This window comes from Stutzerimonas stutzeri, from assembly GCF_024448935.1.
In the GTDB taxonomy this organism is placed as follows: Bacteria; Pseudomonadota; Gammaproteobacteria; order Pseudomonadales; family Pseudomonadaceae; genus Stutzerimonas; species Stutzerimonas stutzeri_AO.
Map to the genome: position 1 here is coordinate 25,896 of NZ_JAMOIE010000046.1, position 12,996 is coordinate 38,891.

Below are 12,996 nucleotides of genomic sequence, written 5' to 3' on the forward strand. Positions count from 1 at the left end.
CTCGCGAACAGATTCCGCAGCGGACTCATTCGCGAGCAAGCTCGCTCCTACATCCACAAGGCAATAGGTCCCTTCCCCGGAGAACGCCCATGAGCGCCCGCAAGCAGCAACTGCTCAAGGCCCACCGCCGCAAGAAGCGCCTGGTGCTGCTGGTCGCGCTGCTGGCGCTGGTCGCCCTCGGCGTGTTCGCCCCCTGGTGGAGCGTGCCGCTGGCCGTGCTGCTGGGCTGGGTGGCCCACGAGGCCTGGTTCGCCGACCACCTGTTCTACTCGCCGCGCGACGACTACCGCTACGACTTCCCGGAAGGCCAGCTGAGCCTGCCGGCCTCCCTCGGCCCGCACGGCCTGCACGTTGCCACCGATGCGCTGCCCGCGGACCACGAGACGCTGCTGCTGCAGATCCGCGTCAAGGCCAACTGGCTGGGGCGCTGGCTCGACCCGCAGGTGCTGATCGAAGGCAGCGAGGGTGTCGACCGCCAGGACTTCGAGCGCGGCGTGAACGGCGTGCGCTACCTCAACCTGTCCGGCCAGGGTGCGGCCCTACGCAGTGGGCACCTGCGCATCCGCGGCCGCCACTGCCGCCTCGACAGCCAGGGCACCCTGCACGCCTTCCACAACCCGGACTACGCCGAACGCCGGCTGATGGTCATCGCGCCCCACGCCGACGACGCCGAACTGGCCGCCTTCGGCCTGTACAGCCGCGCCGCCGAGGTCAGCATCGTCACCCTCACCCAGGGCGAGATCGAGGCCGAGCACTACCAGCGCCTGGGCCTGGACAAGGCCGCCGCGGCGCGCCTGAAGGGCCGCCTGCGCACCTGGGACAGCCTGGCCGTGCCGCTGTGGGGCGGGGTGCCGGCCAGCCGCTGCGTGCAACTGGGCTACTACTGCCTGCAACTGCCGGCGATGTGCGGCGAACCGGACAAGGGCTTCGGCTCGCGGGAGTCCGGCGAGAGCGACATCCGCGACCTGCGCCGGCATAACCCGCTGCAGCTGCCGGCCGACGCCGACGGCGTGCCCAGCTGGAACAACCTTGTGGCTGACCTCGCGGCGCTACTGGAGCACTTCCGCCCCGAGGTGCTGGTCACCCCGCACCCGCAGCTGGACCCCCACGCCGACCACGTGCACGCCACGCGCGCGCTGTGCGAGGCGATCGAGCGCAGCGCCTGGAAGCCGCAGACCCTGCTGTTCTACGCCAACCACCTGCACGACAACGACCGCTGGCCCATGGGCCCGGCCGAAGGCGGCGTGGCCCTGCCGCCGTGCATCGAGCCGCTGCCGGCCGACGCCCTGTGGAGCCCGACGCTGGACGCCGCCATGCGCCTCGACAAGGCCCAGGCCCTGGCCATGCAGCACGACCTGACAGTCCCTTTGCCGGCCAAGAAACGCCTGCGCCGGCTGATCCAGCGGGCCCTGGCCGGGCGCCGCTGGCCGGCCTTCGGCGAGGACGAATTCTTCCGCAAGGCGGTGCGTCGCCACGAGCTGTTCTGGGTGCGTCCGCTGCGCTGAACGACCGGCGTCCAGCGCGAGGCCGGGCGAGCGGCTATGGTATTATCCGCGGCGATTTCGACCTGCGGAGTTCCCATGAAACTGACCATGCCCCGTTTCGATCAGGCCCCTGTGCTGGTGGTCGGCGACGTGATGCTCGACCGCTACTGGCACGGCGCGACCTCGCGCATCTCGCCCGAGGCTCCGGTGCCGGTGGTGCGGGTCGAGCAGCATGAGGACCGCCCCGGCGGCGCGGCCAACGTCGCGCTGAACCTGGCCGCCCTGGGCGCCCCGGCCTTCCTGGTCGGCGTCACCGGCGAGGACGAGGCCGCCGCCAGCCTGGCCGACAGCCTCGGCGCGGTGGGCGTGACCACCCGCTTCCAGCGCATCGCCGGGCAGCCGACCATCGTCAAGCTGCGCGTCATGAGCCGGCATCAACAGTTGTTGCGGGTGGACTTCGAGGAACCCTTCAGGACCGACGCCGAGGCCCTGGCCCGCGAGACCGAGGCGCTGCTGGACCAGGTCCGCGTGCTGGTGCTGTCGGACTACGGCAAGGGCGCGCTGAAGAACCACCAGGCGCTGATCCAGGCCGCGCGCAAGCGCAACATCCCGGTGCTGGCCGACCCCAAGGGCAAGGACTTCTCCATCTACCGCGGCGCCAGCCTGATCACCCCGAACCTCTCCGAATTCGAAGCCATCGTCGGCCGCTGCCAGGATGAGAACGAACTGGTGGCCAAGGGCCTGAAGCTGCTCGGCGACCTGGACCTGGGCGCCCTGCTGGTGACCCGCGGCGAGCACGGCATGACCCTGCTGCGCCCCGGCCACCCGGCGCTGCACCTGCCGGCCCGCGCCCGCGAGGTGTTCGACGTCACCGGCGCCGGCGACACCGTGATCTCCACCCTGGCCGGCGCCCTGGCCGCCGGCGAAGACCTGCCGCAGGCCGTGGCCCTGGCCAACCTGGCCGCCGGCATCGTGGTCGGTAAGCTCGGCACCGCGGCCATCAGCGCCCCCGAACTGCGCCGCGCGGTGCAGCGCGAGCAGGGCTCCGAGCGCGGCGTGCTGGGCCTGGAGCAACTGCTGCTGGCCATCGAGGACGCCCGCGCCCACGGCGAGAAGATCGTCTTCACCAACGGCTGCTTCGACATCCTCCACGCCGGCCATGTCAGTTACCTGGAACAGGCCCGCGCCCAGGGCGACCGGCTGATCGTGGCGGTCAACGACGATGGCTCGGTGAGTCGCTTGAAGGGGCCGGGCCGACCGATCAACTCGGTGGACCGGCGCATGGCCGTGTTGGCCGGTCTCGGCGCGGTGGACTGGGTGGTTTGCTTCGCCGAAGACACGCCGGAAAAGCTGCTGGCGCAGGTGAAGCCGGACGTGCTGGTCAAGGGCGGCGACTACGGGGTCGACCAGGTGGTGGGCGCGGATCTGGTCGCGGCCTACGGTGGCGTCGTGAAGGTGCTGGGGCTGGTGGAAAACAGCTCCACCACCGCGATAGTCGAGAAGATCCGCAGCCGCTGAAACACGCCGGCGAGCCCGGCGGGGTCCGGTCTGCCACTACCGGCAAGCGGCAGCGGTGATCGTATCGATCCAGTCGCGCCAGCGTATGCGTTCGTCTTGCACGACCCACCCATGCTGCGGCGCAAAACTCTCCGATAGCCACAGTCCGCGTGTGCTGGCGGCCATCGGCTGACCCTTGCGCAACGTCAGCAGCGAGGCGGTGGGGCGTCCTTGCTGCAACGAAATCAGGTAGAGATCGGGACGGCTGCGATCCAGTTGCGCAACCAATTTGCCGTCCTCGAGGCGCTCGTCGACGTGGAACAGGCTCAGCTCCCGGGTCTCCTTTGGCAGCTCCAGGCGCATGTCGTAGACCAACTGCAGCGATGCGGTGGGCAGGTGCACATACGCCCTGGGGCGCTCCATGAGGGGCATCTGTCCGCACTGGACCGGCCGGGCCGAGCCAGACAGCGACGACAGATTGAAATGCACGGCCTCGCGGTAGCGCAGGTTGCCCTGATAAGGCACCGGTAGCCAGGTTTCGCCGAAGCGCCCGGCGAGCCAGCCTTCCGGGGTTTCCAGCAGGCATTCTTCGGCGACTTCCTGGATGGCCGTCAGCAGTGGCAGGCTGAGTTCGTGGGCCGGTACGTAGCCGGAGATCAATTTCAGCACGACATCACCACGATCCAGACGCTGCTGACGTACCAGTACCCAGTAGTCCTGGCCTCGCCAGCGGAGCGTCAGGCGCACCGAGACCCCGAGGTTGGCCAGTTCGAGGCTGAAGCGGGCCGGGTCATCGACAGTCACGGGCCGTCGCCGCTCAAGCATCTCGCGGAAATTCAGTGGGCGGCCCAGGCTCTGGTAGCGCAAGCCTTCGCCACTGGCTTCGACAAGCAGCGGCAAGGTCATGAAGGCGGCGGGGTTCTTGCGGATCAGCACACGCGGCATCGGCTCCTCCTGGCAGTAGGCCGGTTGGCCGTGTTTATTGTTGTTGGGACAAAACCGCTACAGCGGTACGCACGTTATCTGACAGGTGTTGCGGGTTGATGGTGCCGATAATGGCGGCGCCGACCGCTGGATGCGCGAACAGCAGCTCGAAGCTGGCGCGCACCGGGTCTTCGTCTGGTTTCAGGCAGGCATGGCCGCCGGCCAGGGTTTTTTTTATCAGGATGCCCTTGGTGTGGCTTGCAGCGTAGTCGAGTACCGGCCGTTCGGCCCGCTCGTTGAGGTTGTAGGTCACCATGGCGCAGTCGCCGTGCTCCAGCGCAAGCAGGCCGCCCTCGACCGTCTTGCCGGACAGACCGTAGCCGAGGATCTTGCCCTCGCGCTTGAGATCGGCAAGCGTTTCGTAAACGCCACTGTGCTGCAGGATGTCCAGGTCGTGCCCGTCCGAGTGTACCAGTACCAGGTCGATACGGTCGGTTTTCAGCCGCCTTAGGCTGCGCTCGACGGAAAAGCGGGTATGGGCTGGTGAGAAATCGAAATGCGAACGACCGTCGACGAATTCCTCGCCGACCTTGCTGACCACCACCCACTGGTCGCGCTGGCCTTGCAGCAGCGGGCCCAGGCGCTGCTCGCTGACCCCGTAGGCCGGCGCGGTGTCGATCAGGTTAAGGCCGAGATCGCGTGCCAGAGCAAGCAGTTGTCGCGCCTGCGAGTCGTCGGGAATACGAAAGCCGGTGGGGTACTTGACGCCCTGGTCACGGCCCAGCTTGACGGTGCCCAGGCCCAGTGGCGATACGTTCAGGCCGGTACTGCCGAGCGGGCGACGCAGGTGGTGGAGGGTCGTTTCCATCAGACCAGTCCTTCCCAGAACGGCCCGGTGATCGCAGGGCGGGGCAGTTCAGGCAATGGCGCCAATGGCTGCGGTTGGATGCCGTCTCGGACCAATGCGGCTTCGACGCGATCAGCGAAATCCGGCGACAACGCCAGTTTGGTCGGCCAGCCAACCAGCAGCCGGCCCTGCTCCGCGAGAAAGGCGTTGTCCGGTCTCGCCAACGCGGATTGCGCCGGTTCGGCTCGATCGATGCGCAGCGTTGCCCATTTCGCCGCGGACAGATCGATCCAGGGCACCAGCTCGGCCAGTTCTTTCTTCGCAGCCGCAATCTGCCCCGCCTCATCGCGCGCCACCCCGCCTGCTTCGGCTAGATTGCCGCCCAGATACCACACCCATTCACCGTCTGCAGCCGGGTGGCTGGTTACCGTGATGCGAGGTTTGGAGCCGCCGCCCAGGCAGTGGGCGTAGAGCGGCTTCAAGGTAGGCGCCTTGACGATGACCATGTGCAACGGGCGCATCTGCATCGCCGGTTGCGCGAGACCCAAGGCATTCAGCAGTTCGGCATTGCCTGCGCCGGCCGTCAGCACGATGCGTTGCGCGCGGATCGAGCGATCATCGACGATCAGCCCCGTCAGCTCGCCGTTTTCCCGTAGTGGCTCGATTCGTTCGGCTTTAAGCAGGCCCGGGCCAGATAATTCAGCGAGTCGCTGGATCAGGCTGGGGACATCCAGCACCAGTTCGCCAAGGCGGTAGACCTTGCCTTTGAAGCGAGAATCCTGCAGCGCTGGTGGCAGTTCGCTGCCCTTGACCTGACCAACGCGTGAGCGGACGGCTTTGCTGGCGAAAAAGCTGGTGAGGTTGCCGCTCAGCGTGCCGGGCGACCACAGGTAATGCGCGTCGGAGAGCAGGCGTACGCCGTAAAGGTCCAGTTCTCCGTTGCCGGCAAGGGCCTCGCGCCAGCGTCGCGGCATGTCGGCGATGGCTTCGGATGCGCCGGTCAGCGCGCCGCTCAGCGCGTACTTGGTGCCGCCATGGATGATGCCCTGTGACTTGACGCTCTGCCCGCCGCCGAGCACGCCTTTATCCACCAGCAGGGTCGAATAGCCCAGCCGGCGCAGGCGTGCGTTCAGCCACAGGCCGGCGACTCCGCCGCCTACGATCAGAACATCGGTGCTGAGTGAATCGGACATGGGCGGGCCTCATAGAGAAATCAGGCGCGCAGTATAACCGCTCACCTGTCGGCTTCAGCCGATCTGGCTAATGTCCCGTGCTGCCGGAAAACAGCTGAATCACCACCACGCCAGCCACGATCAGCGCCATGCCGAGCACTGCCGGAAGGTCGAGCTTCTGCTGGTAGATGACCGCCGCTGCGATGCTTACCAGGACGATGCCCAGGCCGGCCCAGATGGCGTAGGCGATTCCCACCGGGATGGTCCTGACCACCAGGGCAAGCATCCAGAACGACAGGCTGTAGCCCGCGACCACCAGAAACAGCGGTAGCGGGCGACTGAAGCCCGCCAGCGACTTCATGGATGTGGTGGCAATCACTTCGGCGGTAATGGCGATGGCGAGATAGAGATAACCAGTCATACGGTCTCCGGTTGCGGGCAGTGCCGGTCTGCGCTGCGTTCATTCGGCTCCCGCAGGGCGGGCAAGTTCGGCGCAACGGTAGCGGATTTCGCTTCGCGCTTCGCTGTGGCCGTTGCATTCGCCCCTTTGCTAAGCTCCGCGCCCATGAATCGTGCCCTCTATACCCTGCTGTTTCATCTCGCTTTGCCACTGGTCCTGGTTCGCTTGTTCTGGCGCGCCCGTCGAGCGCCGGCTTATCGAGCGCGCATCGGCGAGCGCTTCGCTGTCGGGTTGCCGGAGTTGCAGCCGGGTGGCATCTGGGTGCATGCGGTGTCGGTCGGCGAAAGCATTGCTGCGGCGCCGCTGATCCGGGCGCTCAGGGAGCGCTATCCACAGCTGCGGATCACCGTGACCTGCATGACGCCGACTGGCTCAGAGCGGATCAAGGCGCTGTTTGGCGACACCGTGCAGCACTGCTATCTGCCTTACGATCTACCCTGGGCGGCATCGCGCTTTCTAGAACGTCTGCGGCCAAAACTGGCGGTGGTGATGGAAACCGAGTTATGGCCCAACCACATTCACCAGTGTGCGCGGCGCGGCATCCCGGTGGCGTTGGCCAATGCGCGGCTGTCCGAGCGCTCGGCACGCGGCTATGCACGCTTCGCCCGGCTGACCGCGCCGATGCTGGCCGAGCTGCGCCTGATCGCGGCACAGACCGAAGCCGAGGCCGTGCGCTTTCGCCAGCTCGGTGCCCGTGAACCCAGCGTGCAGGTCACTGGCTCGATCAAGTTCGACCTCAGCATCGACCCGGCGCTGCCTGAGCGCGCTGCTCGACTCCGTGCACAATGGGGCGCCGTATCGCGGCCGATCTGGATTGGCGCCAGCACGCACCCGGGGGAGGACGAAATTCTGCTGGCGGCCCATCGCCTGCTGTTGGCAGAGCACCCTGACGCATTGCTGATTCTGGTGCCGCGCCACCCGGAGCGCTTCGGCTCGGTGTATGAGCTATGCCGAAAACAGGGCTTCGCTACGGTGCGGCGCTCACTGGCGGAACCGCCGCGGGCCGGTACACAGGTGCTGCTTGGCGACACCATGGGCGAACTGCTGTTTCTGTTTGCACTCGCCGATGCCGCTTTTGTGGGCGGCAGCCTGGTGCCGACCGGCGGGCACAACCTGTTGGAGCCTGCCGCATTGGGCAAACCCGTGCTGACGGGACCGCACCTGTTCAACTTTCTCGATATCGCCGCGCAGCTACGCGATGCCGGTGCGCTTGCCGAAGTCGGCAGTGCACCTGAGCTGGCATCTGCGGTAGCGGCATTCTGGGTCGATCCCGCGCGCGCAGCGCAAGCGCGCAGCGCAGGCTTGACAGTGCTGAAGAACAATCAGGGCGCACTGGGTCGTCTGTTGGCAGGGCTGGACCAGCTGCTTGAAGGCTGAGGCGCGGCTATGGTTGTAGCTTGGATTAGCCGAAGGCGTAATCCGAGGGTATGCAGTCGATGCGCACCGGGCGGGCGAAGTTTGTAGCTTGGATTAGCCGAAGGCGTAATCCGAGGACGTGCCGACGTGTCTGTCACGTAAAACTGCCGTTACGCCATGGCAGGCCCGAAATGTATCGAAACCTCCCGCGGTAACCGACGGAAGCGCCTTCGGCGATTCCATCCTACGGCGCTCGATGCGCACCGGGGGGGGAAGTTTGTAGCTTGGTGCCTGCCACGTAAAACTGCCGTTACGCCATGGCAGGCCCGAAATGTATCGAAACCTCTCGCGGTAACCGACGGAAGCGCCTTCGGCGATTCCATCCTACGGCGCTCGACACGCACCGGGCGGGCGAAGTTTGTAGCTTGGATTAGCCGAAGGCGTAATCCGAGGACGTGCCGACGTGTCTGCCACGTGAAACTGCCGTTACGCCATGGCAGACCCGAAATGTATCGAAACCCTCGCGGTAACCGACGGAAGCGCCTTCGGCGATTCCATCCTGCGGCGCCGAGGCGCGGCGATGCCCGTTACTCGATGCGCACCGGGCGGGCGAAGTTCTCGGACAGATCGGGCGGCAGGAAGTCAGTGTCCGGGTCGTAATCGGCTTTCAGATAGCGCTGCAGGTCTTCCAGGTCGCCCGGGTTGAGCGTCCCGGCCGCCTGTTTCAGGCGCAGACTGTCGATGATGTAGTCGTAGCGGGCGTTGTTGTAGTCGCGCACTGCAGCGAACAGGCGGCGCTGCGTGTCGAGCACGTCGACGATGTTGCGGGTGCCGACCTGGTAGCCGATATCGGTCGCCTCCAGGGCGCTCTGGTTGGAAACGATCGACTGCCGCCGGGCCTGCACCTGTTCCACATCGGTATTGACCGCACGATGCAGGTTGCGCGTGGTTTCGACCACCTGCCGACGCAGGCTTTCACGCTGTTGCTCGGTCTGGGTCAGTTGGTGGAAGGCTTCGCGGCGCTGGGAGCTGATCAGTCCGCCGCTGTACAGCGGGATGTTCAGCTGCAGGCCGATGCTGCGCTGCTCGACGTCGCCGGTGTAGCGGGGGATGCCAGGCACCGCTTCGCTACCCGTGTTGGTGAAACCGAGGCCGTCGTTGTCGCCCTTGCTGTAGCTGGCGAACGCATCAACCGTCGGGGCGTGGCCGGCGCGGCGCTGACGAAGGGTTTCCTCGGCCGCGTTGACGGCCTGATTACTGGCCAGCAGATCGAGGTTCTGCTGCGTGGCGGTATTGACCCAGGCGCTGGCATCATTGGGAACCGGTGGCAACACCGGCAAGCTGTGCTCGATGCCTTCCAGTGCCAGATACTCACGGTTGGTCAGGGTGAACAGCGCCTGGAACGCATCGTCCACCTGCCGTTGTGTAAGCAGTCGGTTGGCGCGCGCGGTATCGAAGCCCGCCTTGGCTTCGAGCACATCGGTACGGTCGGACAAGCCAACTTCGAAGCGCTCGTTCGCCTGGTCGAGCTGGCGTAGGAAGGCGGCCTCCTCGGCCTTGGCTGCGGCCAGGTTGTCCTGGGCGCGTAACACGGCGAAGTACGCTTGCGCGGTGAGGCGAATCAAGTCCTGTTCGGCGATCGAGTATTCCAGCGCGGCCTGTTCGCTGATGGCTTCGGCCGCCTGCAGCTGGAACCAGCGTTCAGGCCGAAAAATCGGCTGGCTGAGCGTCGCCTGATAGACAGTGCCGCTGCGTGACAGTGAGCGCGACCCCGTGGATGTGTCGGCATCGGTGCGGGTATTGCTGAGCTCCGCACCGCCGCTGAGATTCGGCATCAGGCCGGCACGGGCCTGGGGCACGACTTCCTGGATCGACTCGAACTGCGCCCGTGCCGCGGCGAGGTCGGCGTTGTTTTCAACAGCCTGTCGGTAGACGCTGACCAGGTCGGTCCGAGCGGAAAGTGGAAGTGCTGTCTCGGCCTAGGTCAGCCCGGACGAGGCGGCGGTCACGGCGAGTGCCAACGTGAATCTGCGCAGCATGTGCGTCTTTCCCTGAAGCGAAGTGATGGGCAAGGCTATGCGCGGGCATGCAGACGGTCAAGGCGCTTGATACAGGTGTTCGGGCCTGGTTGGGGAGGCGATCAAGCATCAGGCTGTCAGGGAGGGCCACGACCCGGCGGTCGTGGCAGTTGCCATCGGCATGGTATTCCCAGCCACTCTTGATTAGACTCGGCCCGTTCTTGTCGGGGTGCCTTGCAGCGAAGGCTGAGATCGGAAAGTTCCGGATCCCGTTGAACCTGATCAGGTTAAGGCCTGCGTAGGGAACAAGATGTGCTCGCCCGTCTTTCGGCCAGCGCTCTTGGCGCCAGTCCCGGCGCGCCCCGATGCCCTTTCCCCGCGGTGTGTTTCAGGTTCGCTCCGACAACTTTCGAGGAGCCAGCCTGATGCGTGCAGAACAACAGAACCTGAGTGAATCCGCCCAAGTCGATCAGGGATCGATCCAGCCTTTCCCGCGCTCGCAGAAAATCTACGTGCAGGGTTCGCGCCCGGATATCCGCGTGCCGATGCGTGAGATCAGTCTGGACGTCACGCCTATCGCGTTCTCTGAAACAAAGAGCGGTGGCGAGATCAACGCGCCGGTGCTGGTCTACGACACCTCCGGCCCCTACACCGATCCGAGCGTGACCATCGACGTGCGCAAGGGCCTGGCTGATGTACGTTCGGCCTGGATCGACGACCGTGGCGACACTGAGCGGCTCGACGGCCTGACCTCGCAGTTCGGTCAGCAGCGCCTGGCCGATGCCGAGCTGACCAAGATGCGCTTCGCCCATGTACGCAAGCCGCGCCGCGCCAAGCCGGGCAACAATGTCAGCCAGATGCACTACGCGCGTCAGGGCATCATCACCCCCGAGATGGAATACGTCGCCATCCGCGAAAACCTGAAGCTGCAGGAAGCGCGCGCCGCCGGTCTGCTCACCGAACAGCACGCCGGGCAGAGCTTCGGCGCCTCGATTCCAAAAGAAATCACCGCCGAGTTCGTGCGTGACGAAGTGGCCCGCGGCCGGGCCATCATCCCCGCCAACATCAACCACCCCGAGCTGGAGCCGATGATCATCGGCCGCAACTTCCTGGTGAAGATCAACGGCAACATCGGCAACTCGGCATTGGGCTCCTCCATCGAAGAGGAAGTGGCCAAGCTGACCTGGGGCATCCGCTGGGGCTCGGACACGGTGATGGACCTGTCCACCGGCAAGCACATCCATGAAACCCGCGAGTGGATCATCCGCAACTCGCCGGTGCCGATCGGCACCGTGCCGATCTACCAGGCCCTGGAGAAGGTCAATGGCGCGGCCGAAGACCTGACCTGGGAGCTGTTCCGCGACACCCTGATCGAACAGGCCGAGCAGGGCGTGGACTACTTCACCATTCACGCCGGCGTCTTGCTGCGCTATGTACCGCTGACCGCCAAGCGCGTCACCGGCATCGTCAGCCGCGGCGGCTCGATCATGGCCAAGTGGTGCCTGGCCCATCACCAGGAGAATTTCCTCTACACCCACTTCGACGACATCTGCGAAATCATGAAGGCCTACGACGTCAGCTTTTCGCTGGGTGATGGCCTGCGTCCGGGCTCGATCGCCGATGCCAACGACGCCGCGCAGTTCGGTGAGCTGGAAACCCTCGGCGAGCTGACCAAGATCGCCTGGAAGCATGACGTGCAGTGCATGATCGAAGGCCCTGGCCATGTGCCGATGCAACTGATCAAGGAGAACATGGACAAGCAGCTCGAATGCTGCGACGAGGCACCGTTCTACACCCTCGGCCCGCTGACCACCGACATCGCGCCGGGCTACGACCACATCACCTCCGGTATCGGTGCGGCGATGATCGGCTGGTTCGGTTGCGCGATGCTCTGCTATGTCACGCCCAAGGAGCACCTCGGCTTGCCGAACAAGGATGACGTCAAGACAGGCATCATTACCTACAAGATCGCCGCCCATGCTGCCGACCTTGCCAAGGGCCATCCGGGCGCGCAGATTCGCGACAACGCCTTGAGCAAGGCACGCTTCGAGTTCCGCTGGGAAGACCAGTTCAACCTCGGCCTCGACCCGGACACCGCCCGCAGCTACCACGATGAGACCCTGCCCAAGGATTCGGCCAAGGTGGCGCATTTCTGCTCCATGTGCGGGCCGAAGTTCTGCTCGATGAAAATCACCCAGGAAGTCCGGGAATACGCCGCGCAGAACGGCCTGACCGACGAACAAAAGGCGATCGAGGCCGGCTTCAAGGAACAATCCTCGCGCTTCAAGGATGAAGGGTCGGTGATCTACAAGCAGGTCTAAGGGCCTTAGACGTGCTGAAGGCTAGAGGTCGGACGAAAGCGCAGGGTGCCCGCGCGTCCCTACGTACGGTGTCCGGGCTTCTGTAGCGGCCCATGGCCGCGAAACGGGCCGCGTCGGCGGTTGGGACGTTGATTCGCGGGCACGGCCCGCTCCTACGTACGGTGTCGGGGCTTTGTGGAGCGGCCCATGGCCGCGAAACGGGCCGTCTCGGCGGTTGGGTCGTTGGTTCGCGGGCACGGCCCGCTCCTACGTACGGTGTCCGGGCTTTGTAGGAGCGGCCCATGGCCGCGAAACGGGCCGCCGCGGCGGTTGGGACGTTGATTCGCGGGCACGGCCCGCTCCTGCAACGGAATGTTAAAATTGACAAGGAGGCCGGTATGCAAGGGCATCCGCGTGGACGTGCGCTCAGGAAGGGGCGGGTTTCCGAATTGGGGCGGATCTATTCGGTAACGACGGTGGTGCATAACCGGCGTCCGGTGTTTTCCGACTGGCGTCTGGGTCGGATATTGGTAGATGTCATGAGACAAGCCGAGCGACAGGGCCGAGTTGAATCATTGGCCTGGGTGGTCATGCCGGATCATCTCCATTGGCTGTTCCGTCTGACTGAAGGGGCGTTGAATGAGCTGATGCGGGACGTGAAGTCGCAAAGCGGGAGGCGGATCAACCGGACGGCCTTGTTGGTCTCGCCGCTCTGGCAGCCGGGCTACCATGATCGTGCGATTCGGCATGATCAAGATTTGCAGGCTGTGGCGCGTTACATCGTCGCTAATCCCCTGCGTGCCGGTCTGGTGAGGCGTGTGGGCGAGTATCCGTTATGGGATGCGGTCTGGCTTTGACAGGGCAGGGCGGTTCGCGGGCATGGCCCGCTCCTACGCGGTGCCCCGGGCTTTTTGTAGGAACGGCCCATGGCCGCGAAT

Annotated in this window: 9 protein-coding genes, 1 pseudogene and 1 riboswitch; of the genes and pseudogenes, 5 read left to right on the forward strand and 5 right to left on the reverse strand. The window is 65.5% G+C overall.

All coding sequences use genetic code 11. The features are described from left to right. Nucleotides 1–89: 89 nt before the first annotated feature. Entirely contained in the window at nucleotides 90–1,505 is a 1,416-nt protein-coding gene (locus tag NA637_RS14135; RefSeq protein ID WP_074983435.1) for a PIG-L deacetylase family protein, read from the forward strand. A gap of 75 nt (nucleotides 1,506–1,580) precedes the next feature. Further along, a complete protein-coding gene (gene hldE / locus NA637_RS14140) occupies nucleotides 1,581–3,002 on the forward strand; it encodes a bifunctional D-glycero-beta-D-manno-heptose-7-phosphate kinase/D-glycero-beta-D-manno-heptose 1-phosphate adenylyltransferase HldE (protein WP_256073062.1) in 1,422 nt (473 codons plus the stop codon). Nucleotides 3,003–3,038: 36 nt separating this feature from the next. On the opposite strand, the gene NA637_RS14145 is transcribed toward hldE, so the two are convergent. The 4 genes from NA637_RS14145 to NA637_RS14160 all read right to left on the reverse strand — a co-directional run bounded on the left by NA637_RS14145 (nucleotide 3,039) and on the right by NA637_RS14160 (nucleotide 6,345). Then, entirely contained in the window at nucleotides 3,039–3,926 is an 888-nt protein-coding gene (locus NA637_RS14145) for a metal ABC transporter ATPase (RefSeq protein WP_256073063.1), read from the reverse strand. A gap of 34 nt (nucleotides 3,927–3,960) precedes the next feature. Continuing rightward, a complete protein-coding gene (locus NA637_RS14150) occupies nucleotides 3,961–4,773 on the reverse strand; it encodes an aldo/keto reductase (RefSeq protein ID WP_256073064.1) in 813 nt (270 codons plus the stop codon). Continuing rightward, on the reverse strand, nucleotides 4,773–5,945 hold the full coding sequence (locus NA637_RS14155; protein ID WP_256073065.1) for an NAD(P)/FAD-dependent oxidoreductase: 1,173 nt from the start codon (nucleotides 5,943–5,945) through the stop codon (nucleotides 4,773–4,775). Before NA637_RS14155 ends, NA637_RS14150 begins: the two co-directional genes overlap by 1 nt. 67 nt (nucleotides 5,946–6,012) lie before the next feature. Next, nucleotides 6,013–6,345 (reverse strand): DMT family transporter, encoded by a 333-nt coding sequence (locus NA637_RS14160; RefSeq protein WP_256073066.1) that lies wholly within the window; start codon nucleotides 6,343–6,345, stop codon nucleotides 6,013–6,015. 144 nt (nucleotides 6,346–6,489) lie between these two features. Here NA637_RS14160 and waaA point away from each other — a divergent pair, with 144 nt between their 5' ends. Then, nucleotides 6,490–7,761 (forward strand): lipid IV(A) 3-deoxy-D-manno-octulosonic acid transferase, encoded by a 1,272-nt coding sequence (waaA, locus tag NA637_RS14165; protein ID WP_256073067.1) that lies wholly within the window; start codon nucleotides 6,490–6,492, stop codon nucleotides 7,759–7,761. Nucleotides 7,762–8,327: 566 nt separating this feature from the next. Here the strand turns inward: waaA and NA637_RS14170 are convergent. Next, a pseudogene (locus NA637_RS14170) lies at nucleotides 8,328–9,779 on the reverse strand (TolC family outer membrane protein). Nucleotides 9,780–9,973: 194 nt separating this feature from the next. Then, a riboswitch (TPP riboswitch) is annotated at nucleotides 9,974–10,080 on the forward strand. 103 nt (nucleotides 10,081–10,183) lie between these two features. Here NA637_RS14170 and thiC point away from each other — a divergent pair. Then, complete coding sequence (thiC, locus tag NA637_RS14175; protein ID WP_272889056.1) at nucleotides 10,184–12,079, forward strand: phosphomethylpyrimidine synthase ThiC; 1,896 nt, start codon at nucleotides 10,184–10,186, stop codon at nucleotides 12,077–12,079. Between the two features lie 377 nt (nucleotides 12,080–12,456). Further along, nucleotides 12,457–12,915, forward strand: a complete 459-nt coding sequence (locus NA637_RS14180) for an REP-associated tyrosine transposase (protein ID WP_256073069.1) — start codon at nucleotides 12,457–12,459, stop codon at nucleotides 12,913–12,915. Nucleotides 12,916–12,996: the final 81 nt, after the last annotated feature.

Coding starts and splice junctions, on each gene's coding strand:
- hldE (WP_256073062.1), top strand. CDS start 1,581: ATGAAACTGACCATGCCCCGTTTCGATCAGGCCCCTGTGCTGGTGGTC.
- NA637_RS14135 (WP_074983435.1), top strand. CDS start 90: ATGAGCGCCCGCAAGCAGCAACTGCTCAAGGCCCACCGCCGCAAGAAG.
- NA637_RS14155 (WP_256073065.1), bottom strand. CDS start 5,945: ATGTCCGATTCACTCAGCACCGATGTTCTGATCGTAGGCGGCGGAGTC.
- NA637_RS14160 (WP_256073066.1), bottom strand. CDS start 6,345: ATGACTGGTTATCTCTATCTCGCCATCGCCATTACCGCCGAAGTGATT.
- thiC (WP_272889056.1), top strand. CDS start 10,184: ATGCGTGCAGAACAACAGAACCTGAGTGAATCCGCCCAAGTCGATCAG.
- waaA (WP_256073067.1), top strand. CDS start 6,490: ATGAATCGTGCCCTCTATACCCTGCTGTTTCATCTCGCTTTGCCACTG.
- NA637_RS14150 (WP_256073064.1), bottom strand. CDS start 4,773: ATGGAAACGACCCTCCACCACCTGCGTCGCCCGCTCGGCAGTACCGGC.
- NA637_RS14145 (WP_256073063.1), bottom strand. CDS start 3,926: ATGCCGCGTGTGCTGATCCGCAAGAACCCCGCCGCCTTCATGACCTTG.
- NA637_RS14180 (WP_256073069.1), top strand. CDS start 12,457: ATGCAAGGGCATCCGCGTGGACGTGCGCTCAGGAAGGGGCGGGTTTCC.